This is a genomic window from Larkinella sp. (assembly GCF_965227735.1).
Taxonomy (GTDB): domain Bacteria; phylum Bacteroidota; class Bacteroidia; order Cytophagales; family Spirosomataceae; genus Larkinella.
In genome coordinates this window covers 3604241-3629038 of sequence record NZ_OZ245776.1, presented here as the reverse complement: position 1 = coordinate 3629038, position 24798 = coordinate 3604241, and the positions used below count along the sequence as shown (strand labels likewise).

Sequence of the window (24798 nt, the reverse complement as noted above, 5' to 3'; positions counted from 1 at the left end):
AAGCCCCTTGTCTTTAGATTCAATTACGGTTTAAAGCCGCTCAAAAATTCCGGCCACGCCCTGACCTCCGCCGACGCAGGCCGAAACCATGCCGTACTTCTGGTTCTGACGCTCCATTTCATTCAACAACTGCACCGACAAGCGGGCGCCCGTCGAACCCAGCGCGTGGCCGAGCGCAATGGCGCCACCGTTCGGGTTAATCTTACTGCGATCCAGTCCGAGTTCCTGAATAACCGCCAGTGATTGGGCCGCAAAGGCTTCGTTCAGTTCAATCTGGTCGATGTCGTCCTGCTTCAACCCGGCTTTTTTCAACGCCAGCGGAATGGCGTTCACCGGTCCGATGCCCATGATGCGCGGTTCCACACCGGCGGCCGCGTAGGAAACCATGCGGGCTTTCGGTTTCAATCCCAGTTCGTTGACCAGCTTTTCGGACATCACGATGACAAACGCGGCACCGTCAGATGTTTGCGATGAATTTCCTGCCGTCACCGAGCCGCCAGCGGCAAAAACCGGTTTCAGTTTGTTCAGGGCTTCAAAACTGGTGTCGGCGCGGGGGCCTTCGTCTTTGCCAACGGTCCATTCGCGGGTTTTCTTCTTGCCCGAATCGGCATCGAAATACGTCTCTTTCACCGCAATCGGCACAATTTCCCCGTCGAACTTCCCGGCTGCCTGAGCCGCCAGCGCTTTCTGGTGTGATTCGAAGGCAAACTGATCCTGGTCTTCGCGACCAATTTTAAACTGCTCGGCCACTTGTTCGGCGGTCAGGCCCATGCCGATGTAGTAGTCCGGGTGTTTCTGTGCGATTTCAAAGTTCAGGGCGGTTTTCCAGCCCATCACCGGCACCAGCGACATTGACTCCGTGCCGCCCGCAATGATGCAGTCGGCCAGTCCGGCGTGGATTTTGGCGGATGCGATGGCGATGGCTTCGAGTCCTGATCCGCAATACCGGTTGATGGTCATGCCCGGCACACTGTTGGGCAGCGACAGCAGGGCAACATACCGGGCAATCTGCATGCCCTGCTCGGCTTCCGGCACGGCATTGCCGACGATCAGGTCTTCGACGCGCGCGGGGTCAAAATTCGGAACCTGTGCGAGCAGGTGTTTAATGACTTTAGCCGCCAGGTCATCCGGGCGGGTGAGCCGCAATCCTCCGCGGGGAGCTTTCCCGACGGCGGTTCTGTATCCGGCTACGATGTATGCGTCCATTTTGGTTGTTGGGTTCTGGTTTTGTTGAATTTAACTTTGAGGTAATTCATATGGGTTAATGACAACTAACCCCGATATTTTGTTAAAATCAGCGGTATTGCGACTGATGAGTTGCAAATCATGGACTAGTGCCGTAGCCGCAACAATAGCGTCAGGTAGTTTGATTTTGACTTGCTTCCTCAACTGAATGGTTCGGCTAACTACTTCGTCATCCAGCGGATAAATCACTGACGCATCGACAAATTGTAAGCATTTTTGCTCTTCTTCCGGATTCTCGAAGTTAAAACCCAAGGCTTCAATCTGATTAATAACCGAAATAGCGGCTTCGGTTTCGTAAATCCCGTCGAGCCATTCCAAAGCCTGAGTTGGATATTTCTCCGATAAATAATCGATGAGGGTGTTCGTGTCACTTAAATATCCCGCTGCCATTCGTCGCGCATTTCGTTCAGTTGTTGATGGAGTTTATCCGCAGTTTCTTTTGAAATGCCCCCCCGCAATCGGCTGATTCCCGTTCCGGAAGCCGTTTTTTCAACCACTTTCAGAACATTCATACGCTCCAGGTCTTTAAGAAGGCTCAAGGCGTGTTCGTTGTAAAGCTCGACGGTGACGGTTTGGGTAGTGGCTGAAGTTGCTTGCTGAACGTTCATATACTTTTACGTTTAGATCTTTTTTGCTCAATGTTCTTTAAAGCTTCGTCAAACGGACGAAACGTGAGCTTTTTGGATTTTGCTTTATCATATATTCGAGCGGTGTGTGCTTCATCTACTTCGTCCATTAACCTTTCATAATCCTTAGTAGATAAAATAACACCTGTTTTGTTGCCTTTCTCGTCGGTGATGAATTGCGTTTTCATACTGAGTTTATTGATTAGCACTCCAGTCAGAAGTTTCTGTTGCCGATCCCAAAGGGTCGTCATAACGTAACGGTTTTCCCCGAAGTGGAAACCGGTTTTCGTTCGAGTTTATCTCCTCCGACTCGTCTTCCAAAATGATTAGCGCCACTTTCTTCCCTTTTTTCAAAGGCATATTGCGTAAAAGCAGTTCATAATTTTGAGTCAACTCTGTTCGAATTCGTATATAATTTAACGCGAACTATGGGATTATTGGCCGCGTAGCGGACTGATGTTTGTAGCAAAACGAATCACTAAATCTCATAGTTCGCGTTAATTTAGTTCCTCGGCGGCTTCCCCCCATTCAATAACCCCTGAATCCGTTCCAGCGTCTTTTTCTCACCGGTTAACGAAAGAAAAGCTTCGCGTTCCAGATCAATCAGATATTGTTCGGATACATTTTGCGGAGAACTCAGATCACCACCGCAAATGACATACGCCAGTTTTTCCGCAATCTTCTGGTCGTGGTCGGAAATGTAGCGGCCCATCCGCATGGAAGTAATCCCGGCTTTGAACAGCGCAATACCGGTTTTGCCCTGTACCTTGATGTCTTTGCGCGGTTTGGGTTGTGTATAACCGTTTTCGGCAAGTTCGATGGCGACCTGCTTGGCTTCGGCAATCAGGCGGCTGCGGTTCAGCACGATTTGCGCTGAGGGCAGCAGGTAATTCATTTCGCGGGCTTCCTGCGCCGAAGTCGAGACTTTGGCGGTGGCGATGTTCATGAACATGCTTTGCAGGATGTTCAGTTCGGGGTCACCTGTTTGGTAAAGATCGCTGGCGCGGGCGGCCATTTCTTTGGTACCGCCCCCCGCCGGAATCAGGCCGACGCCCACTTCCACCAGACCCATGTACAGCTCGGAATGGGCCACCACCCGGTCGACGTGCAGGTTCAGTTCGCAACCCCCGCCGAGGGCGAGGGAGTGGGGAGCGCCCACGACCGGAATGGACGAATACCGCGCCCGCATCATCGTCTGCTGGAACTGCGCAATCATGAGGTTGATCTCGTCAAACTCCTGCTCAATGGCAAACATGAACAGTGTCGCCAGATTGGCCCCTGCCGAATAAGCCTCCGACGAGTCGTTGCCGATCACCAAACCGCGAAAATCTTTCTCCGCCAGGCTAATGGCTTTGTGGATGCCTTCGATCACTTCGGCCCCCATCGTGTTCATTTTGCTGCGAAATTCCAGGTTCAGAATCCCGTCGCCCAGATCGTAGATGACCGACCCGGCGTTTTTCCAAACCACATTGTTCGTCAAACTTTCCAGCAAAATGAACTGCTCCGTTCCCGGAATGGCTTTGTAACTTTTCGTCGGAATGTCGTAGTATTTCCGGACCCCGCCTTCCACTTTGTAGAAACTATCAAAACCGGCATCGAGCAAATCGTAGACCCACTGTGCCGGTTTTGACCCCTGCGACTCGATCAATTCGATTCCCTGGCGAATGCCGATAGCGTCCCAGGTTTCGAACAGGCCGAGTTGCCAGCCAAAACCGGCGGTAATGGCGGCATCGATGCGGTAGAGTTCGTCGGCGATTTCGGGAATGCGGAGACTGGCGTACCGGAACTGATCGGCGAAGGTTTTGCGGTAAAACTCCCCGGCCTTGTCCTGACCGGCCAGCAGAACCGAAAACCGCTTCTTGAGATTGTCGATGCTTTTGGTGCCTTCCAGCGTCGCGAATTTGACCTTCTGCGACGGTTTATACTCGAACGTTTTCGGGTCGAGCGCCAGAATGACCGACTGACCCTTTTCGTCCTTGATTTTCTTGTAAAATCCCTGCCCGGTTTTGTCGCCCAGCCACTTGTTTTCCATCAGTTTCTGCATGACGGGCGGCAACTGGAAGGTGTCTTTCGACTCGTCGTTGGTCAGCACGTTCAGCAGGTTGTTGGCGACATTCGCCGTCGTGTCCAGACCGACGACATCCGAGAGCCGGAATGTTCCCGATTTCGGGCGACCCACCACCGGGCCGGTCAGTTTGTCGACTTCCTCCACCGTCAGCCCCATTTCTTCGGCCACGCGAATGGTCTGGATCATGGCATAGATGCCCAAACGGTTGGCAATGAACGCGGGGGTGTCTTTGCACAAAACCGTGGTTTTCCCCAGATACAAATCGCCGTATTTCATCAGAAAATCGATGATGGCCGGGTCGGTGTCGGGGCCGGGAATGATCTCGAGCAGGCGCAGATACCGGGGCGGATTGAAGAAGTGGGTTCCGCAGAAATGCCGCCGGAAATCCTCGCTCCGGCCTTCGGTCAGCAGGTACATCGGAATCCCGGAAGTGTTCGAGGTGATCAGCGTGCCCGGTTTACGGTATTGCTCGACGCGCTCGTATAGCGATTTTTTAATGTCCAGCCGTTCGACAACCACTTCCATAATCCAGTCGTATTTGCCGATTTCTGGCAGATTATCATCGAAATTCCCCAGCGTAATTCGTTGGGCAAATTTCGGACTGTAGAGTGCGGCCGGGCTGGCTTTCAGCAGATTCTGAAACGCATCGTTCACAATCCGGTTGCGAACGGCGGGTTTGTCGAGCGTCAGTCCTTTGGCTTCCTCGGCGGGTGTCAGCGCGCTGGGAGCGATGTCGAGCAGCAGCACATCGACGCCGATATTGGCAAAGTGAGCGGCAATGCGCGAGCCCATAATGCCGGAGCCCAGAACGGCTACCCGGCGAATGCTGCGGTTTTTGGTAGTCGGCGTCCGGCCTTCAGATTGTGGTTTTGAAAGGGTTGTTTGCATGGTTTTGTAAGTCTGAACCGTCCTGAACTCGGATCACGCAGATGAAAGGATTAACTGGGATTCCCCTATCAATCATTTGACGTCTTTTATATCCTGCTAATCCTTTAATCTGCGTAATCCGAGTTTAGGACGATCCCACTCGTTTTCATTTTGGCATTTTCATCCTCGACCAGCCGGTTGATGTCCTTCATGACGTCGAAGAAAATCACCAGTTTTTCCAGCGGAATATTGTCCCGAATCAGGTTATTGAACTGGATGACGCCTTCCCGGGCTACTTCGCGTTTCTCTTTTCCGGCATCCGTCAGCACGATACGAACAAACCGTTTGTCGTTTTCGTCGATGACCCGCCGAATCCAGCCGCGTTCTTCCAGGCTTTTCAGCATCCGGACGAGGCTGCGCGGCTCCATGCCCAGCAACGGCCCGATTTTGGTAGCGGGCGTGCCTTGTTCAGTGTCGATGTTTAGCAACACATAGCCGATCGCCATCGTCATATCGTAGCGGATTGCGTAGGCATTGTACATCCGCGAAATTGCGTGCCAACCCGTTTTAATGTGATAATCGACGGTTTTCTCTTTCTTCATCTTCAGTTCTCGTTGCTCGTTAGGGGCCATCAACTGTAAAGCTACTATATAGACGAGGTATTATGCAAGCATACTATTGAAGAAATGAAGATAAAATTGGGATAAAACCGGACGACAAAGAGCGCACAAAACCGCTACTTCACCTCTCTGATCACCGCAATCGTTCCTTTGGCTCCCACCGCCCAGCATTGCCCGCCCGAACAGTCAATGGAATGGAAAGCCGAATCGTCAATTTTGGTCCAGGTTTTACCGAAATCGTCGGTGTAACCCGTTCCCGATGGCCCCACCGCGATGAAACGCTTGCCCGACAACCGCCCGACGGCTTCTTTCAGCCCCGGCGGGTCGGTGGGAGTGCCGGCTTTCCAGGTTTTACCGCCATCGGTGGTGACGGCCACGTTCTGCCAGACGCCTTTTTCATTTTTGTAATCGCCCCCGACGGCCATGCCGTTCTGGCCCTGCGCGTCGAACCAAAGCCCAAAGATGCCGGCCGTTGGACCCGCCGGAATGGGCGTTTCGATCATTTGCCAGGTCGACTCGGGCGTTGCCGCCGTATATAATCGCCCGTTGCCAACGCCCCCCGACGCAATCCAGGCCCGCTGGTAACTATTCATTCGCCATTTATAACCCCGCGTGATCAGGCTGGTTCCGCTGGCGGCAAAGGCGGCTTCACCCGTGGGAAGGAGGGGCAGGTTTTCCGCCGGAACCCGCTTCCAGTTTTTGCCACCGTTCGTCGTGGTCATCACATACCAGGTTCCATTAACCGGATCGCTGAACACCATGCCTTCCCAACGATTCCAGAAATCCATCGAGTCGAAAAAAACACCGGGCTGTTTGGTCTGGTAAATGAGCTTCCAGTTTTTGCCGCCGTCGTTGGTGCGATACAATCGTGCCTGGCCTTTTTCGGCGGGCCCCGCGGCCATTAGAATCGCTTCTTTGGCACTGAAAGCCTGAACATCCCGGAAATCGCAGCTTTCGGCCCCAGGCACGGTTCCGGTTTTCCAGGTTTTTCCGCCGTTGGCCGTGTGGACGAAGGTGCCTTTGCTGCCACCCACCCAGACCACTTTCCGGCTCACCGCGCTGACGGCCCGAAAGTTGGCGTCGGTGCCGCTGGTTTGGGGTTGCCATTGCGCAAAAACAAGGGAAGGAAGCAGCAGGAACAAAAGCAGTTTCATACGGGAAAAGAGCGGTTTTAACAGGATTTAATAGCAATACAGACCGGTTTTGAAAACCAGAACCGGCAAGGTAGTTTATTTTTGTAAACGGCTTTTCGTGAATGGTAACCGGATTGGTGCTGATTCACGTATGTTTGTTCCGAAATCCTGCTAACAACAACGAACAGAATACTTTATGAAAAAGATTTTCGCCCTTATCGTAGCCTTCGGCTGGAGCGTACTGACATATGCACAGACGCCGGAGAATGTCGTTTCTGCCAAAATTAACGGGAAAGAGTGGCAAGCCAAAGCCCAGCGGCTCAATCTGCCCTTTACCGGGGTTAAATACCTCGCCATTGCCGGGATGAACGTGAGTCCGGATGTGCAAACCTGGATTCGTTTTGTGTATGTCGACCAACTAAAACCGGGCACCTATCCGGTTATTGCAGAAAACGACCGGGAGATGGAAAAGAAATACAAGGAATCGAACGGCAACGTGATTTGGGCGCTGGTCGATTACACCGAGGAAGCGAAAGGATTGGGTCACGCGTTCCGCGATGGGGAGTCGTGGAAAGGGACGGTGACGATCACGAGTGTGACGGATAACAGCATTGAAGGCACGTTTGAGGCCACCTTAAAAGAAGTGACGTATAAAAAACGGGCCCTGGCTACCATTTCCGGTTTTGGAATCCGGCAGAACCTGGAAGACAAAGCCATCACGGCGGCCGGTGGCGGTATGTTGACCAAGTCGGGTCCGCACGACCACGACAACACCAAACGCACCGAAGGCAGCGGTGAAATCTCAATCACAGAGGGAAAATTCAAAGTGAGCTGGGGTAAGAAAGAGAAATAAGGTCGATTACAGCAGCCTGTGCGCTTCGGTCTTTCGCATAAATTGATAGCGAGGCCCGAAGCGCACAAGTCGTTTTAGCGGTTTTCTTTGGAAGAAAATACCCTTATTAAAGGCTTCTTTACTTGATAATGTTATAGTTTAACTACTATTTTGGGCGTTATTGCTGGCTTAAATACAATTAATTGAGGTGTTTGTCCGGACAATCAGTCTGGCAACCTCTTAAAATATAGCGACCAATAGTGCGTTAGAATAACGGTTTAAGAACTATCAACAGACAACTTGATGAAGCTTTCTTTAAGCACCCGATCTTGTACCTGGATCGTAACGGTAGGGGTCGGAATTTGGCTAACAAGCTGTACGAAAGACCCCTCGGTTACCCCGCAGTCGCCGGTGAGTGGCACTCCTGCAAAAGCCGATCAATCGGTGAATAACTGGATTCTGGAGAACATGCAGACGGTTTATTACTGGAACGATAAAATTCCGGCCAGTCCGGATACCACGCTGAGTCCCAGTGCTTTTTTCTACTCACTTTTGTATGATTATACCAACCGGGCTAACCCGGAGCGCGACCGGTTTTCGTGGATTCAGGAGAGTGCTGCCGATCTGAAAGCCTCGTTGAGTGGAGAACAAAAAACAACGGGTCTTGAGGTCAAGTATTTTCTGCGATCAGCAGGTTCGACGGAAGTCATTATCAAAGTGTTGTATGTTTTGCCCGGTTCTCCGGCCGACAAAGCTGGTCTGAAACGGGGCGATTTTATTTCGACGATCAACGGTCAGAAACTGACGACCAGTAATTATTCCTCGCTGGCGAATGACCCAACCACATTTGCCTATGGGCTGGCGAAAGTAGAAGCCGGCAAAATTGTGGATACGCAAACGGTAAAAACCGTAACCGCCGAAGTGTTTCAGCAAAATCCGGTTCTGCTGGATTCGATTTACATTATCGGGGCCAAACGGATTGGTTATCTGGTCTATAATCAATTTATTCCCGGCCCGAACGGAAGTAGTACGCCCGTTTATGACCAGAAACTGGAACAGATTTTCAGCGAGTTCAAGGCCCGGGGTGTCAATGAACTGGTGCTCGATTTGCGCTACAATCCGGGCGGTTACGTGTCGTCGTCGGTGAAACTGGCGAGTATGATTGCCAAAGGAGTCGATAACACGAAAACGTTTTACCGCACGGAATACAATAAGGATGTGATGGCGGAACTCCAGAGTCAAAACCAGACGGCGCAGTTAACGACCCGTTTTCAGACCAAGGCGCAAAACATTGGTGGCAACCTGTCGCGGGTGTTCGTGCTGATAACGGGTGGAACTGCTTCGGCCAGCGAATTGATCATCAATGGCTTGAAGCCTTTTATGCCGGTTATCACCATCGGCGAAACCACCTACGGCAAGAATGTGGGTTCCATTACGATCTCGGACGAAACCGGCAAAATCAAGTGGGGAATGCAACCCATTGTCTTCAAGTCTTTTAACGCCCAGAATCAGTCCGATTATTCGACCGGTTTTACGCCAACAATCATAAAAAGCGAACCGTTGGACTTAAAACCATTGGGCAATTTGGAAGAAGAGTACCTGAATGCGGCCGTGGCCCAGATTGTTGGCAACGGAACGGCCCGCATTTCCGCCGATCAGGGACCGCAACTGCCTGCCATCGGCTCCTCAGTTGAACGCCGGGCCGGCGGCAGCAACATGTTCGACGACCGGAGCCCGTTGAATCGGTGATGGGTTTGGACTTCAAATACAAAAAATCATAAATGTAAAATGATGAATGTTAAATGTAAAAGTGAAGACGTGATCTTCAAACACTTTTACATTTAGCATTCATCATTTTACATTTATAGTTCACTTTTTACATTCCCTGTTTACCCAAAATACCGCCCCGATGCAATCAGCGGTAAATAATCCGTTGGCGGTTTGAAAAGATACGTCCAGCAATCGACCAAACCGTTATCGGTTTTAACCGGCACGATCGTCCGGACATACTCCTCTCCTTCGTAGTCGTCGAGCGTTTCCTGCTCCCGTTTCCACACCAATTCTGTGAACGAATAGACTTCTCCATATACGTTCGTTTGGACAATCGGGTCGTAAACTGCTCCGGGGTACATGCCAAGATCGTATAACCGACCGGCGAAAAAACCCGGTCCGAGAAGCCGGGCTTTTTGACGTAAATCCTGCGCCATTGGGTGTTTTGACGCACTCAGCAGGGTTCCGTAAACAAAAAGATGGATGAAAGACGTTGTAGAAGTAGACATGCGATAGGCGGTATTCACCAGGATATTTGTAAATTTAAACCAAAAGTTAACTTGCCCGTCGCATGTGAACTCGTCTACTCGCCAACCTATGTACGATAAAACCATTGGAACCAAACAAAAAGGGCTGCGAATCAACCTCGACCGGCGGATTTACGGCTCTTTTGCCGAAATTGGAGCCGGGCAGGAAACCGCAGCCATGTTTTTTAAAGCCGGGGGGGCGTCGGGAACCATTGCCAAAACCATGTCGGCCTATGACATGACCTTCAGTGATGCGATTTATGGCCCGGAAGAAAGCGGGCGCTACGTGGTCGAATCGCGGCTGATCAAAATGCTCAGCAAAGAGTACAGCCTGATGGAAAAACGGCTGGCCGATCAACGTGGGGAAACCACCACGTTTTTTGCATTTGCCAATACCGTCGTTGCCCTCAATTACCAGAAAACCAACGAATCACACGGCTGGATTGGGTTGCGGTTTCAACTCGAACCCAAAGGGCCTTATAACGATGTGATCATCCACGTCCGGATGCTCGACAACGAGAATGTGTTGCAGCAGCAGGCACTGGGTGTGATTGGTGTCAATCTGATCTACGGCTGTTACTACTACCATAAATCCCCGGAAACGTTGCTGCTGTCGCTCATGGACGATCTGTCGCCGGAGCGCATTGAAATTGACATGATCCGTTTCGACGGGCCGGATTTTCCCAACGTCGATAACCGGCTGATGAGCCTGTATCTGGTTCGGAACGGTTTTACCAATGCGGCTTTGTTCGGTCCCGACGGGCGGGTGTTGCAACCCTCGGAAGCACTCTATAAACGCCATATCGTGTTGTTGCGCGGGCGGTTGCGGCCCGTCACCAATGTTCACGTCGACATGCTCAGCAACGGTTTGAAGCAGTTTCTCGAAGAACCCGAAATTGACCCCAACCGGGTGGTGACCATCGCGGAGTTAACGCTTCACAACCTGGCCGCCAACGTCGATCACGGAATTGACGAGAAGGATTTTCTCGATCGCGTCGATATTCTGTGCTCGCTCGGGCAAACGGTGATGATTTCGAGTTTCCTGGAATATTACCGGCTGGTTTCGTACCTGTCGCGCCTGACGCGTCTGAAAGTGGGCCTGATTCTGGGCATTCCCAACCTGGAATATATTTTTGAAGAGCAGCATTACAAAAATCTGCCGGGCGGCATTCTGGAGTCATTCGCCACGCTGTTCAGCCGGAAAGTGAAGCTTTTTGTCTATCCAACGCTGCTCTCCGACGGCGTAATTTACCGGTGCCAGGATTTTCAGTTACCGCCCAACCTGCAACCGCTGTATCAGTATCTCATTGCCAACGACAAAATCGAAGACATTACCGATTACAACGAAGAAAACCTGCACATTTCGACCGACCGCGTGTTGCAGATGGTCAAAGCCGGGGAAGATGGCTGGGAAACGATGGTACCCGAAGGCGTTGCCAAGATCATCAAAGACAACTGCCTGTTCGGTTATCCGTGTGAGGTGGACCTTCAACCTGTTACTCAACAAGTTCAGACGGCAACTCCGAATCCCTGACAGCGGTCGCAGACCCTGTCAGGGATTGATCCGCGTAATTTTACTGCATACGCAGAGGTGGGAAGTTGAACGGGAATGGAAATAGTTCTATTTTGCCGTTCTTTAAGCCTAAAACTACCCTGGAATGAACCACCTCCAACCCGCCGATTACGCGGTGTTCCTGCTGTATTTTGTCATTGTGTCCGGCTATGGGTATTGGATCTACCGCCGTCGGAAATCCGCTGAAACCAATACCAAAGACTTTTTTCTGGCCGAAGGATCACTGACGTGGTGGGCCATCGGAGCCTCGCTGATTGCGTCGAACATCTCCGCCGAACACTTCATCGGCATGGCCGGGTCGGGGTTTGCCATGGGTCTGGCCATTTCGTCGTATGAGTGGATTGCGGCTGCCGTGCTGATCATCGTGGCCGTATTTTTCATCCCGATTTACCTGAAAAACCGCATTTATACGATGCCGCAGTTTCTGGCGCAGCGGTACAACGACACCGTCAGTACGATTCTGGCCATTTTCTGGCTGATCGTTTATGTACTGGTCAACCTGACGTCGATTCTGTATCTGGGTGCCATCGCCATCGAGTCGCTGGCCGGGATTTCGTTTACGACCTGCACCATCGGGCTGGCTCTTTTCGCCATTTTTATCACGTTGGGCGGCATGAAAGTCATCGGTTATACGGATGTCATCCAGGTGGTGGTGCTGATTACGGGCGGTTTGGTGGTGACGTATCTGGCCTTGCAACTGGTGTCCGACAAACTGGGTATTTCCGGCGTCTGGAACGGGTTGCTGTCGCTCCGCACCGAAGCCGATTCGCACTTCCACATGTATTTTCCGGAAGGCCATCCGCACTACAGCGTGTTGCCCGGAATGGCGCTGGTAACGGGCGGCATGTGGGTGAATAATCTGTCGTACTGGGGTTGTAATCAGTACATTGTGCAACGGGCGTTAGGGGCTGATCTGAAAACCGCCCGGAGCGGTATCCTCTTTGCCGCTTTCCTGAAACTGATGATTCCGCTGATTGTCGTCATTCCGGGCATTGCGGCTTATGTGCTGTTCAAAAATGGTACGTTTCAGACCGAAATGACCAGCAACGGCGCGGTTCGGCCCGATAACGCCTACCCGGTTTTGATGAATTTGCTGCCGGTTGGCATGAAAGGGCTGGCGTTTGCCGCTCTGACGGCTGCCGTGGTGGCCTCGCTGGCGGGAAAATGCAACAGCATTTCGACCATTTTCACGCTTGATATTTACAAAAAGTTCTTCGACAAAGACGCGTCGGAGCAGAAGCTGGTGCGGGTGGGACGGTATGCGGTGGTGGTTGCGTTCATCATCGCCATCATCATTGCGCCCATGCTGCGGTCGTTCGATCAGGTGTATCAGTACATTCAGGAGTACACCAACTTTGTTTCGCCGGGCGTGTTCGCGATTTTTCTGCTGGGTTTTTTCTGGAAACGTACCACCACGCGGGCGGCTTTAACGGCGGCCATTCTGAGTATTCCGCTGTCGGTTCTGCTCAAATTCTGGGCCGAAGTGATGGGTGTGTTTGGCGTGCAGGCGGCTGACATTCCGTTCCTGCACCGCACGATGTGGGTTTTCTGTCTGGACGTTGCTCTCATGGTCATAGTGACGCTGACTGACCCGGCCAGTCACCACAACGAAAAAGGGCTGGAAATCGACCAGACAATGTTCAAGGTCACGCCGTCGTTCATTGCCGGTTCGGCACTGATTCTGGGGATTCTGGCGGTTTTGTACGCCAACTTCTGGTGATGATACGTTTTACCGGGTCAAATAATGGCTTCCGGATTATTCATTACCGAGCCGTTGTTGCCCCGTGAGGGGCTCCACAGCGCAGCGTCGGTAGCGATAAATGAATCACCTTCCCCTGCGTGCCGTGAGGTACGCGACCGAAGCGTTGCTACAGGTCGAGTCATTGCGTACCTGACGGCACTTGGAGCGTGACCTAACCGAACGTATTGCTACCGACGCTGCGCTGTTAAATCCCTACGGGAATGCCTGCACTTTCCATAAAAGTCACGAAATAATCAAAACCATTCTGTTAAAAATATAATCAAACTTTAATCATATAAACAGCGTTTTTTTCGTAGATTTCTTAAAAAATCTCGACGATGAAAACACTGTACGTTTTATTGCTGGCATGGCCCGTGGGAGTGTGGGGGCAGTCTGACCCCTTGAAACCGATTGAAACCGTTACCAACTCAACACCGATTTATACCCAATACGGTTACCGAACCCAAGCTTCATCGCACTATTTGTATGACGGCATTGAGGTCCGCCGGGCGACGGATTTAGGCCAGTACATCCTGGCTTCCAACGATCCGAATGCCATTCGTGAATATCGGCAGTTCAAGAGCGGGCGTGAATTGGGCACCAGCCTGATGCTCGTCGGCGGAGTTGCGTCGCTGGTAGGAATAATTGTTACTGCCAATCCCAAAGAGGTACAAAGTCAGAACGGTATTCCAAAAGGGTTGACGTATTACAATGGTGCCTGGTATGGGAATGGGCTGGTCTACCTGGGTAATCCATACGCGAATACAGAAACGAAAAAAGAAGTCAGAAAAGGTGGACTCGTTACCATGACGACTGGTCTTAGTCTGTTTCTGGTGGGCTCGTTAATCCGCATGCCCGGTTTTCATTTCCGGCGTTCCATTCAGTATTACAACAAATCGCTGCAGACTAAAGACGTTTCGTTGCAACTCGAACCACACGTTGACTACACCAATAGCGGGATAGGTTTGGTCGCGCGGTTTTGACACTGAGCGATTTATCCGGATTTTTTTGAATCTTTCCCGGTTCTCTCAGCATTTATCCGTATTTTTGCACCCAATTTTTAAGACTTGTTTCACTTAATTGATTGGTACGGAAATGAAAATTGCAGTAGTAGGTGCAACCGGCCTCGTCGGTGGCGAAATCCTGAAAGTGCTCGAAGAACGTAACTTCCCGGTAACGGAACTGATTCCTGTCGCGTCAGAACGCTCGGTGGGTAAACAGATTACGTTCAAGGGTAAACAGGTTACGATCGTGAGCTTTGAGGATGCCATCGCGGCAAAACCGGCTATTGCGATTTTTTCGGCCGGGGGCGGCACATCGCTCAAACTGGCTCCGTTGTTCGCCGAAGCCGGTATTACGGTTGTTGATAACTCCTCGGCCTGGCGGATGGACCCGACCAAAAAATTGGTTGTGCCCGAAATCAACGCCCATACGCTGACACCGGAAGACAAAATCATCGCCAACCCCAACTGTTCGACCATCCAGATGGTGGTGGTGCTGGACCCGCTGCATAAAAAATATGGCGTGAAACGCGTCGTGGTTTCGACCTACCAATCCGTAACCGGAACCGGGAAAGCCGCCGTCGATCAGTTGTTTTCCGAGCGTTCGGGCGACTATTCCAATCCGAAAGTCTACCCGCACCCCATCGACCTCAACGTGTTGCCGCACATCGACGTTTTTCTGGACAACGGCTACACGAAGGAGGAAATGAAGATGGTGAACGAAACGAAGAAAATCATGGGTGACGACACCATTCAGGTGACGGCCACAACCGTGCGGATTCCGACCATCGGCGGGCACTCTGAAGCCGTGAACATCGAGTTTGAAAATGACTACGAAGTAAGCGATGTCGTTAAAATTCTGGAAGAATCGGAAGGCGTTATCGTTCAGGATGATCCGAAAAACTACCTGTATCCGATGCCGTTGACAGCCCACGGAAAAGATGAGGTGTTTGTAGGCCGAATTCGTCGCGACGAAAGCCAGCCCAATACCCTCAATCTCTGGATTGTGGCCGATAACCTGCGGAAAGGCGCGGCTACCAACGCCGTTCAGATTGCGGAATATTTAGCGGAAAACAATTTAGTCTAACATCCCGTTATATACATACAAGCCTGTCGGCCTTAGGCTGACAGGCTTTTTTCTTTATAGCCCCATCTACTCAAGCCCGTACGTCTAATTCGGTTCATTCTGTATGAATTCCGGGAATTCCTCCCTGGTTTATCTGCTAAAAACCGTTCAAACCGGCCCCGTCCGGTAAAGAATGGCTGGCGCAGAAAATCCGGACAGACAGGCCTGCTTTCTTAAATAGATACAATTTATCTAAACGTTTTATGAAGATCGATTCGGTTGTTTTTTTAGTGATTTGTGCCGTTTGGCTGGGAGTAGGAACCGCTCTGGCGCAACAACCCGCACCGGTTTCCAATTCGATGGTACAAGCCATTGGACTGAAAGCAGATACGACGCAACCCGCTCCCCCGACCCGCCCGGACACGACCCTGTATAATTCGGCCGACCGCCCGGATACGGTTCGTTCCGCACCGGCGCAACCGGTCGTGCAACCCGCCCTTCCGGCAACCAACTCGCCAACATCGACCACCCAACCGGCTGGTACAGGAACCACAGCGGGCCGTCGGGCCAATGCGGGCACACCGGAATCCGTTGTCGGCTCCGGAAAAATTAGTGGGAAACTCCTCACTCCGCAAGCCGGGAAAAATCAACCCGTCGAATTTGCCAGCATCGGCCTGTTCCGCTCGCGGGACTCGAGTTCGGTGACGGGCGCGCTGACCGACGAAAAAGGCTTTTTCCAGATGACCAATCTGGCTCCCGACGCCTATTACCTGCTCATCCAAAGCCTGGGTTTTGCGGCCAAACGGGTGCCGCGCATTGTGATCAGTATGGACAAACCGATTGTCGATCTGGGGAATGTCCTGATGACCGAAACCGCTAAACAGCTTCAGGAAGTGGTGGTTCAGGGACAAAAGCAGGCGTATGAATACTCGCTCGACCGCAAAATTGTGAACGTCGATCAGTTGCCCATCGCGCAGGGCGGTTCGGCCATCGATATTTTGCAGAACGTGCCTTCGGTAACGGTCGATGTCGACGGGACGCTGAGTTTGCGCGGTAGCAGCAATGTAATTGTGCTGGTCGATGGAAAACCGTCGGGTCTGACCGGTCTGGATCGGCAGGCGATTCTGGAACAGATTCCGGCCAGCAACATCGAACGCATCGAGATGATTACCAATCCGTCGTCGCGTTACGATGCCGACGGTGCCGCCGGGATTATCAACATTATCCTGAAAAAAGAACGGGCTGCGGGTTTCAATGGGAATGTGCAACTGAACGTCGGTACGCGGGATAAATACAACGCGTCGATCAATCTAAACACCCGGTTTAAGAAACTCAACCTGTTCAGCAGCTATAACTTTCGGGCAAACCGTCGGTTTCAATACCGAATTTCGGAACGGCAGAATATATTCGGAGACTCGATCAGTTATCTGGCGCAACGCAACGATGCCATCCGCCGGAGCGTGAACAATAACCTTCGCGTCGGTTTTGATTACGCGCTGTCGCCCCGCGACAACATTACGGCGTCCGTTCTCTACCGGCCCGAATACAGCCGAGATACAGAAGAAGAGAACTTTAACACCCTGGACGCCAGTCGCAATTCGTTGGGGCAGACGTTGCGGATCACCGAAGAAACCGAACCCGAAAGGGGGCTGGATTACGTTTTCGGGTATCGCCGGACCTTCGACAAACAGGGCCGCGAACTGACTTTCGACGCCACCACGTCGAGCAACAAAAGCACGGAATACCAGAACTTCAGCAATACGACGACATTGCCCGAAAATTTGCTGACGCCCAATTTTTTGATTGGGCGTCAGCGCGCCGACAATGGCCGGGAAAACCGGGTGGCGGTGTTGCAACTGGATTTTGTGGAACCACTCAAAGACAAGAAGAAGCTCGAAACCGGGTTGAAACATACCTACCGGCGGCTGGCTTCCGACTATACGTTTGAGAACCTGCTGGACGGCATCTGGACGGTGAATCCTGCCATCAGCAACAATTTTATTTATGATGAACGAACCAGTGCGGCTTATGTGAATTTTGGGAACGAGATCAGGAAGTTCAGCTACCAGGTGGGTTTACGCAGCGAATATACCAACATTACAACGGATCAGCGGACGACCAATGTGAAAAGCCAGCGGGATTACATCTACCTGTTTCCCAGTGTTTTCCTGAACTACAATGCCAGCGAATCGCAGAAGATGCAGGTCAACTACAGCCGCCGGATCAACCGCCCTTCAACCTGGTCGCTGAACCCCTTCATCGACTTGTCCGATCCGCTGAACATCCGGTACGGGAATCCGGATCTGAACCCGGAGTTGATCAATTCGTTTGAAATAAGCCATTTGTTGTATGGCAAAAGCACAACGCTGACATCGTCGCTGTTTTTCCGTCAGACGAACAACGAAATTACGAATTACCGGACGCTGCGACCCGATGGTATTACCGAGCAAACCTCGCTGAACCTGAACCGTTCGCAGAATTATGGGCTGGAAATCGTGTTGACGCAAGAGCTTACACGCTGGTGGAAAATGAACGGTAATTTCTCTTTTTTCCAGCGAAACATCCAGGCCAGTGCCGATATTCCGGGTATTCTGACCCGCACGAACCGAAGCTGGACGGCCCGGGTCACCTCCAACATGAATCCGAAAAAAGGAACCGATATTCAGGTGGCGATGAATTACCGGTCGCCGTTCATCGTGGCGCAGGGAACCATCAAAGGCTTTTTCAACGTCGATCTGGGGGTGAAACAGAACATTCTGAAAGGGCGCGGAACGGTGAGCCTGCGCGTCAGTGATATCTTCAATACGCTGCAGTTTCAGAACGAGAGTTTTGGCTCCAACTTTGTGTCGTCTACGCGTAGCAAACGCGAAAGCCGCATCGGTTTCATTGGCTTCAGCTACCGGTTGAGCAGGCAGGTGGTTCGGGAAAAAGACCGCGATCAGGAACGTGACCGGGATGATTCGCCGACGGAGAATGAGTTTTAGTTATCTTTAGGCATGATACGACTCTTTCTCTTCTTTCTGCTGGCCGGAAATTATGCTTTCGCCACTGCCGACAGCGTGGTCATTGACGGCAAAGCGTTTGTTAAACACATTCAGGTGCTGGCTTCGGATGCCTTCGAAGGGCGAAAACCGTTTACGACCGGTGAAAAGAAAACCGTCGAATACCTGAAAACCGCGTTTCAGAAAGCCGGTTTGCAACCCGGCAATGGCAAGAGCTATTTTCAGGATGTGCCGATGGTGAACATTGCCTCGACCCCGGCGGGGCCGCTGGTGTTGAAAGGCAAAAACGGCACGGTTTCGCTCGCGAACCTGACCGATTTTGTCGCGACAACGCCCCATGTGGAAAATCAGGTGCGAATAGCCGATTCGGAGCTGGTGTTTGTGGGCTACGGCATCGTGGCGCCCGAATACAACTGGAACGACTACGCGGGTCTGGACGTCAAAGGCAAAACCGCCGTGGTGATGGTAAACGATCCGGGACTGATCGACAGCACGCTGTTTAAGGGAAACATCATGACCTACTACGGTCGCTGGACGTATAAATACGAGGAAGCGGCCCGGCAGGGTGCGGCAGGTGTTTTGATCGTTCACGAATCCAAAGCCGCCAGTTACGGCTGGTCGGTGGTCCGCAGCAGTTTCTCGAAGTCAAAATTGTACTTACAGGCAGCCGACAACAACCGATCGCGGGCGACGGTGGAAGGCTGGCTTACGCTGGATGCGGCCAAAAGCCTGTTCAAGCTCGCGGGCGTTTCGCCGGAACTGTTCCGGGAAGCGGGTGTTCGGGGTTTTAAGCCCGTCAAGCTGGGTCTGACGACTTCGCTGGTAATCAACAACCAGATTACGAAATCGACCTCCCGGAATGTCCTGGCCTTGCTGCCCGGCACCGACCGGCGGAACGAATACATTATCTATACCTCGCATTGGGATCATCTGGGCAAAAGCGAAGCCATCAAAGGCGACTCGATTTACAACGGAGCATCCGACAATGCGTCCGGCACAGCGGCTCTGCTCGAACTGGCGGAGACGTTTGCCAAATTGAAAAAGAAACCGTCGCGCTCCATCCTGTTTCTGGCCGTCACGGCGGAGGAGCAGGGGTTGCTGGGGTCGGAATACTACGCGACGCACCCGGTTTTCCCTCTGGATAAAACCGTTGCCAATATCAACATGGATGCGTTTATTCCGGTGGGCCGGACCAAAGATGTGGTGATTGTCGGCAAGGGACAGTCGGATCTGGAAGACTACGCGGAGGCTGCTGCCGCCAAGCAGGGGCGCTTTATCCGGGGTGATTTTAATCCGTCGGCGGGAAGTTATTTCCGCTCCGATCACTTCAATTTTGCCAAAGTGGGCGTTCCGGCACTGTATCTCAAAACCGGTGTGAATTCCATTAAAAATGGGGAAGCCTGGGGAAAAGCCCAACTGGAAGACCACAATCTGAACCGCTACCACGCGCCGTCGGACGAATATTCACCTTCGTGGGATTTGTCTGGTATCATCGAAGACATGCAGTTGCTGTTCAACGTGGGCTACCGTCTGAGCAACGAATCCGCTTTTCCCGGCTGGAAAAGTGGATCGGAGTTTAAAGCTGCACGAGATAAGAAGTAAAGAGAGAACGGTCTCGGTTTACCCCAATTTCGGGTAAACCGAGACCGTTTTTGTTTTGTGAGATTGAGCTAAACAGTACAGCGTTTTTTCGATAGGACAGAGTGAAAGGAGTGAAAAATAATATTGTTAGACGCCAGAAACCATCAGTTTTTTTACAAAGCGACGCAGGGTATCGTGGCTGACGGGTTTGGATATCCGGGTATTGACGTATTCCAAAACCCGGTAATAATTGCCTTGATACATCTGAAAAGCCTGTTTCACTTCTTCCACGTGATCCTGGCGGGCTACATTCAATTTGGGTTTTAGACCACGGCCCGGTTTATCAATCAGCGCTTCGAGTCCGCCCTGGTTCCACCGGTTCATCCAGTTGTAAATACTTCGGCGGTCGACCTGGAACATATCTACAAGCTCATTGACCTGCATTCCCTGAAAGCTGTAGAGAATGCACTGACAGCGTCGCCGGAGGATCACATTGTCAGTGGTGGCAATCAAATGGCGAAGCTGCTTCATTTCATCCGAGGTAAGTGCTTTGATGTTTTTCATTTTCTCAACATTTTGATTGATGAGACGACTGCGGTTGCGTACCCGATAATTACAAGTGAGATGGTCGGATTTTGCTCCCAGTCTTCTTTCTGTTCACGTTTCATTAAAATAATGAATGTAAAAATAAGCTGATAAACAGTGCGTTAAAAGTGACCGTTCACGTTTATTGGAAAGATTATATCAACTTAAAAAACAACCTATTTAATTTTATTTAGAATGAATGTAATAAGTAAAGGTATTTTTTATAAAAATTTAATATTGTTGCTTTTCTGTTTAAAAAAAGCGATTCGGTTCTGGTAATAAAAGTACAATGTTCTGTTTTTTAGTGCTTTATCGTATACGATTTGGTTACTTAAATCCCGGTAAAATGGATCATAAGTAGATTCTATTTTGCGAAGTAGTAGGAAACCACATAATCACTTCTAAAAAAATTACAACAGGAATTGGTGCAACCGGTTCGGCCGCAAAACCGGGTTGATGTTTAAACTAATTCTGGAAAACCGGGTTAAATAGAGTCGACCGGTCTCTATTCGCAGACCCGTCGTACGCAGCAAAAGAACCGACTTTTACACCCTATTTTATTCATTCCTATTTATGATTGCAGTAAAAGGTTATGCAGCTCAGAATGCACAAACACCGCTGGCTCCGTTTCAGTTTGAACGGCGCGAGGTAAAACCCCACGACGTTCAGTTCGACATTCTCTACTGTGGGGTTTGTCACTCCGATTTACACCAGATTCGGGACGAATGGGGTGGGTCGATTTTTCCGATGGTGCCGGGCCACGAAATCGTGGGGCGTGTGACGAAGGTCGGCGCGGAGGTCACCAAATTCAAGGTCGGCGATCTGGCCGGGGTTGGCTGCATGGTCGATTCGTGCCGTGAGTGCGAAAATTGCCGGGAAGGTCTGGAGCAATACTGTCTGGTGGGAAATTCGCAAACCTACAATGGCCGGGAGCAGGACGGCGTAACGCCAACGTACGGCGGTTATTCGAACCTGATTGTTGTCCATGAAGATTTTGCGCTGCATGTCTCCGAAAAGCTGGATTTAGCTGCCGTCGCGCCGTTACTGTGCGCTGGCATTACCACCTACTCGCCCCTGCGGCACTGGAAAGTGGGCAAAGGGCACAAGGTCGCCGTGTTGGGGCTGGGCGGTCTGGGACACATGGCCGTTAAATTTGCCGTGGCTTTTGGTGCTGAAGTAACCATGCTGAGTACCTCCCCTTCGAAAGAAGAAGATGCCAAACGGTTGGGTGCTCACAAGTTTGTTCTGACCAGCGATCCGGCCCGGGTGAAGGAGGTGAAAGGTTATTTCGACTTCATCATCGACACGGTTTCGGCACCGCACGACTACAACCTGTATCTCTCTCTGCTCAGAACCAACGGCATACACATTTGCGTGGGCGCGCCCCCGACACCGGCCGAAATCATGGGATTTAGCCTCATCGGTGGTCGGAAAAGCATCGCTGGTTCGGGTATCGGCGGGATACCCGAAACGCAGGAGATGCTGGATTTTTGCGCTGAGCACAACATCGTTTCGGATATTGAGCTGATTCCGATCAAAGACATCCAAAGCGCATACGACCGGATGCTGAAAGGCGACGTGCGCTACCGGTTTGTGATCGATATGAATACGTTGTAAAACGGGCGGTTTTTCGGCGGATGATCGTCAGGCCGCAAAGATTGCGTCCATTTTCTCGCGAATGGTCAGCAGCCGCGTGCGGTCGCCCCCGTTTACTTCGGCCGATGCCCAACCGGAATAGCCAATCTTTACGAGTGCTTTGTTCACCGCCGACCAGTTGCAATCGCCTTCCAGGAATTCAACGTCGAACCCTTTCCAGAGACCCTCGTCCTGCTGTTTTTTCAGACTGTACTCTTTGACGTCCAGTTTCAGAATCCGCTTGCCGAGGGTTTCGATCCAGTGGGTCGGCCAGCCGTAGCGGAGGATGTTGCCCACGTCGAAATACCAGCCCACGAGCGGGTGTTTGAACTCATCGACAAACCGGGCGGCTTCCAGCGGGCTGATCAGAAAACCGTTCCAGACGTTTTCGAAGGCAATCTTGACGCCGGTTTTTTCGGCCATCGGCAGCAGTTTTTTAATTTCCTTGCGGCAACGTTCGTAGGCATCTTCGTAGCTCACATCGGCTTTCACCACGCCCGGAACCAGTAAAACCGTCGTGCCGCCGTATTGCTTCGTGTCTTGCAGCGATTTTTCCATCGCCTTCACGCATACTTCCCGGACTTTCGGGTCGGGGTCCGACAGGGGTGATTTCCAGTGGGCCGAATTGACCGTGCCGGGCAGTTCCAGACCGGTTTTGTCGCGGGCGTCCAGCACCTCCTTCATGTCGAGGTTGTTGGGGGTGTCCAGCTCCACGCCATCGAAACCCAGATCTTTCAGCAATTTGAATTTATCGAGTACCGACAACTCCTCTTTCACCATGCCCCATTTCAGGCTTTTCTTCACCATCGGCGTTTTAAGAACCGGGTTGGAAACCGGATTGACGAACGGAGCGGTAACTGAGGCAATGACATGGGGTGCGGATTCAATAGCGGCAAAACCGCCTACAGCGGCCAGTGAGCCGTTTTTCAGAAATTCTCTGCGTTGCATGGTTTTCAGGAGAAGGAGGTAATACCGGGTCGGGCGACTTCCACAACCGGGGGCTTCATGTCAAAACTATAGGTGTCCGGGCCTAATTTTTCGGTTGAATTCATCGCTTCATCCCAGGTGATCCGACGCCCGGTATAGGCCGCCATGCGTCCCATGATGCCCAGCAGCGTGCTATTGGCCATGTATTCGCCCTGGTTGATCGGTTCGCCCTTCCGGATGGCAGCAAACAGCTCGTCGTGTTCCGTCTGGTACATGTCGTTGGCGACTCCCGAATATTTCCATTTTTTCCGCCCGGTAATTTCGTGCACGTTCCGGGACACGTTGGCCACGGCGCGGCCTTTCGTACCCAGGGCTTCACACATATAACTTCCCTCACAGTTGACCTGCTGACGGCTGAAGTGGAATCCTTTGGCTCCGTCTTCGTATTCGTAGGTGATGGCAAAGTGGTCGTAAATATTACCGTAGATCGGCTCGGTCCGAACCTGTCGTCCACCGGTTCCGGCTGCCGAAAGCGGCATTTTGTCACCAAAAGCCCACGACATCATATCGACGCTGTGAATCGCCTGCTCGACCAGGTGGTCGCCCGACAGCCAGGTGTAATAATACCAGTTCCGGAGTACGTATTCAGCGTCGGTCCAGCCCGGTTTTCGGGGGTGCGACCAGACGGTTCCGGTGTTGTAGGTGTTGTAGACGGTGATAACATCGCCAATGGCACCGTCCTGAATTTTCTCGAACGTGGCCCGTTTGGGTTCATGAAACCGCCAGCAGAAACCCGAGAGAAGCGAGATTTTCTTTTCCTTCGCGATTTTAGCCGCTTCCAGCACCTTGCGGACGCCGGGGGCATCGACGGCCATCGGTTTTTCGCAAAAAACGTGTTTTCCGGCCTGAACGGTGGCCATCAGGTGTTCGGGACGGAAATGCGGGGGTGTTGCCAGAATGACCACATCGACCCCCGACTCCAGCACTTTTTTATAGGCATCGAACCCCACGAATTTGTGTTCTTCGTCAACTTTGACCTTGTCGCCGTGGACTTTCCGCAGGTTATTCAGAGAGTCATCCAGTTTATCCTTGAAAATATCGCCAACGGCGTGCAGCACCACATTGGGATCGGCTTTCAGCGCCTGGGCGGCTGCGCCGGAACCCCGGCCCCCACAGCCGACCAGGCCGACTTTGAGGGTGTCGCTGTTGATACCGGCAAATGAACGTTGGGGGTGTAAAATAGTGACGGCGGGTAAAACGCTGCTGGCCAACGCCATACCAGTCATTTTTAAGACGTCTCGACGGGAAGTACTCATACGAAAGTGGTTTAGGATTTTGGGTAGAAAAATCGGTGAAGATTTTCCCTGAAAGATAGCCAGTCCAACCGGGAAAGTCAAAATTCGGCCGGTTTTCGCCTTTCGAAAGGCCATTTATCCCACCCGTTTACCTCTCATCCAATAGAATGCAATAAAAGGTACTGGGTTTTGCACGATAGTTAAAAAGGTTTCTACCTTTGAACCTTCACGCTAAACCAACAAATCTGATGAAAACGATCTTCCTCTCCTTTTCCCTGCTTTTCACAACCGTCCTCAGCTTTGGCCAGTGCGACAAAGAGGTTAAGTTAACCACCTCAAAAACAGAATACCTGGATGCCGCCGGCGTGGTTCAGCGGACGGTGGATGAGCAATGCACCATTGACATCGGGAAAACCGACGTGCTGATCATACCGGGCAATGCCGATCAGAAAATGAACGGCATCATTCAGTCGACGACCTGCACCTGGAGCGTTCCGTACAAGGAAGGGAAAACCGTGATGAAAGCGTTATTTAAAGAACCGTCCGGCGAAGAACGCCACGTGACGCTGACCATCGAAGGCAAAGCGGGCCAACTCACGTTCCTGATGGAAATCGCCGAAATGCCGGATCGGAAGATTCGGGTGTGGGTGGAGGAGTTTGGGGAGAAGAAGTGAAGGGAGATTGATGCAAAATTCACTATTTGC

The 24798-nt window shown here is 51.7% G+C and carries 21 protein-coding genes; 10 read left to right on the top strand and 11 right to left on the bottom strand.

Annotated features, from left to right (window positions below):
• Nucleotides 1-30: 30 nt before the first annotated feature.
• The 7 genes from ACO064_RS14085 to ACO064_RS14055 form a co-directional block, all read right to left on the bottom strand.
• Nucleotides 31-1206: an acetyl-CoA C-acyltransferase gene (locus ACO064_RS14085; RefSeq protein ID WP_421827926.1), complete on the bottom strand. Its 1176-nt coding sequence runs from the start codon at nucleotides 1204-1206 to the stop codon at nucleotides 31-33.
• A 30-nt stretch (nucleotides 1207-1236) separates the two neighbouring features.
• Complete coding sequence (locus ACO064_RS14080; protein WP_421827925.1) at nucleotides 1237-1635, bottom strand: type II toxin-antitoxin system VapC family toxin; 399 nt, start codon at nucleotides 1633-1635, stop codon at nucleotides 1237-1239.
• Complete coding sequence (locus ACO064_RS14075) at nucleotides 1617-1853, bottom strand: hypothetical protein (RefSeq protein ID WP_421827924.1); 237 nt, start codon at nucleotides 1851-1853, stop codon at nucleotides 1617-1619. The genes ACO064_RS14080 and ACO064_RS14075 overlap by 19 nt, the downstream gene beginning before the upstream one ends.
• On the bottom strand, nucleotides 1850-2122 hold the full coding sequence (locus ACO064_RS14070) for a hypothetical protein (protein WP_421827923.1): 273 nt from the start codon (nucleotides 2120-2122) through the stop codon (nucleotides 1850-1852). Before ACO064_RS14070 ends, ACO064_RS14075 begins: the two co-directional genes overlap by 4 nt.
• A 251-nt stretch (nucleotides 2123-2373) precedes the next feature.
• Complete coding sequence (locus tag ACO064_RS14065) at nucleotides 2374-4827, bottom strand: 3-hydroxyacyl-CoA dehydrogenase/enoyl-CoA hydratase family protein (RefSeq protein ID WP_421827922.1); 2454 nt, start codon at nucleotides 4825-4827, stop codon at nucleotides 2374-2376.
• 104 nt (nucleotides 4828-4931) lie between these two features.
• The gene (locus tag ACO064_RS14060; RefSeq protein ID WP_421827921.1) at nucleotides 4932-5408 is read right to left on the bottom strand and encodes a MarR family winged helix-turn-helix transcriptional regulator; all 477 of its coding nucleotides are present in this window, start codon (nucleotides 5406-5408) and stop codon (nucleotides 4932-4934) included.
• A 134-nt stretch (nucleotides 5409-5542) separates the two neighbouring features.
• Nucleotides 5543-6580 (bottom strand): oxidoreductase, encoded by a 1038-nt coding sequence (locus ACO064_RS14055; protein WP_421827920.1) that lies wholly within the window; start codon nucleotides 6578-6580, stop codon nucleotides 5543-5545.
• A gap of 175 nt (nucleotides 6581-6755) precedes the next feature.
• Here ACO064_RS14055 and ACO064_RS14050 point away from each other — a divergent pair, with 175 nt between their 5' ends.
• Together ACO064_RS14050 and ACO064_RS14045 are read left to right on the top strand one after the other, a co-directional pair.
• On the top strand, nucleotides 6756-7412 hold the full coding sequence (locus tag ACO064_RS14050; protein WP_421827919.1) for a hypothetical protein: 657 nt from the start codon (nucleotides 6756-6758) through the stop codon (nucleotides 7410-7412).
• 282 nt (nucleotides 7413-7694) lie between these two features.
• Nucleotides 7695-9140 (top strand): S41 family peptidase, encoded by a 1446-nt coding sequence (locus ACO064_RS14045; protein ID WP_421827918.1) that lies wholly within the window; start codon nucleotides 7695-7697, stop codon nucleotides 9138-9140.
• Between the two features lie 140 nt (nucleotides 9141-9280).
• Here ACO064_RS14045 and ACO064_RS14040 read toward each other — a convergent pair whose 3' ends face one another.
• On the bottom strand, nucleotides 9281-9670 hold the full coding sequence (locus ACO064_RS14040; protein ID WP_421827917.1) for a gamma-glutamylcyclotransferase family protein: 390 nt from the start codon (nucleotides 9668-9670) through the stop codon (nucleotides 9281-9283).
• A gap of 88 nt (nucleotides 9671-9758) precedes the next feature.
• Between ACO064_RS14040 and ACO064_RS14035 the strand changes: the two genes are divergently transcribed.
• The 6 genes from ACO064_RS14035 to ACO064_RS14010 all read left to right on the top strand — a co-directional run bounded on the left by ACO064_RS14035 (nucleotide 9759) and on the right by ACO064_RS14010 (nucleotide 19673).
• Nucleotides 9759-11222 (top strand): TonB-dependent receptor, encoded by a 1464-nt coding sequence (locus ACO064_RS14035; RefSeq protein ID WP_421827916.1) that lies wholly within the window; start codon nucleotides 9759-9761, stop codon nucleotides 11220-11222.
• A gap of 124 nt (nucleotides 11223-11346) precedes the next feature.
• Nucleotides 11347-12981 carry a sodium/sugar symporter gene (locus tag ACO064_RS14030; RefSeq protein ID WP_421827915.1) on the top strand — a complete coding sequence of 545 codons (1635 nt, stop codon included), beginning with the start codon at nucleotides 11347-11349 and terminating at the stop codon, nucleotides 12979-12981.
• Nucleotides 12982-13340: 359 nt separating this feature from the next.
• The gene (locus tag ACO064_RS14025; RefSeq protein WP_421827914.1) at nucleotides 13341-13985 is read left to right on the top strand and encodes a hypothetical protein; all 645 of its coding nucleotides are present in this window, start codon (nucleotides 13341-13343) and stop codon (nucleotides 13983-13985) included.
• 112 nt (nucleotides 13986-14097) lie between these two features.
• Nucleotides 14098-15090, top strand: a complete 993-nt coding sequence (locus ACO064_RS14020) for an aspartate-semialdehyde dehydrogenase (RefSeq protein WP_421827913.1) — start codon at nucleotides 14098-14100, stop codon at nucleotides 15088-15090.
• 242 nt (nucleotides 15091-15332) lie between these two features.
• Nucleotides 15333-18053: a TonB-dependent receptor domain-containing protein gene (locus ACO064_RS14015; protein ID WP_421827912.1), complete on the top strand. Its 2721-nt coding sequence runs from the start codon at nucleotides 15333-15335 to the stop codon at nucleotides 18051-18053.
• Between the two features lie 12 nt (nucleotides 18054-18065).
• Nucleotides 18066-19673, top strand: coding sequence for a M28 family metallopeptidase (locus ACO064_RS14010; RefSeq protein WP_421827911.1), 1608 nt, complete (start codon nucleotides 18066-18068; stop codon nucleotides 19671-19673).
• 126 nt (nucleotides 19674-19799) lie between these two features.
• Here the strand turns inward: ACO064_RS14010 and ACO064_RS14005 are convergent, their stop codons facing one another.
• Nucleotides 19800-20216: a helix-turn-helix domain-containing protein gene (locus tag ACO064_RS14005; RefSeq protein WP_421827910.1), complete on the bottom strand. Its 417-nt coding sequence runs from the start codon at nucleotides 20214-20216 to the stop codon at nucleotides 19800-19802.
• A 594-nt stretch (nucleotides 20217-20810) separates the two neighbouring features.
• On the opposite strand from ACO064_RS14005, the gene ACO064_RS14000 reads away from it, so the two are divergent.
• Nucleotides 20811-21854, top strand: coding sequence for an NAD(P)-dependent alcohol dehydrogenase (locus tag ACO064_RS14000; RefSeq protein ID WP_421827909.1), 1044 nt, complete (start codon nucleotides 20811-20813; stop codon nucleotides 21852-21854).
• A 27-nt stretch (nucleotides 21855-21881) separates the two neighbouring features.
• Here ACO064_RS14000 and ACO064_RS13995 read toward each other — a convergent pair whose 3' ends face one another.
• Complete coding sequence (locus tag ACO064_RS13995) at nucleotides 21882-22820, bottom strand: sugar phosphate isomerase/epimerase family protein (protein WP_421827908.1); 939 nt, start codon at nucleotides 22818-22820, stop codon at nucleotides 21882-21884.
• A 5-nt stretch (nucleotides 22821-22825) separates the two neighbouring features.
• Nucleotides 22826-24115: a Gfo/Idh/MocA family protein gene (locus ACO064_RS13990; RefSeq protein WP_421827907.1), complete on the bottom strand. Its 1290-nt coding sequence runs from the start codon at nucleotides 24113-24115 to the stop codon at nucleotides 22826-22828.
• 227 nt (nucleotides 24116-24342) lie between these two features.
• Here ACO064_RS13990 and ACO064_RS13985 point away from each other — a divergent pair, with 227 nt between their 5' ends.
• The gene (locus ACO064_RS13985) at nucleotides 24343-24768 is read left to right on the top strand and encodes a hypothetical protein (protein ID WP_421827906.1); all 426 of its coding nucleotides are present in this window, start codon (nucleotides 24343-24345) and stop codon (nucleotides 24766-24768) included.
• Nucleotides 24769-24798 lie beyond the last annotated feature (30 nt).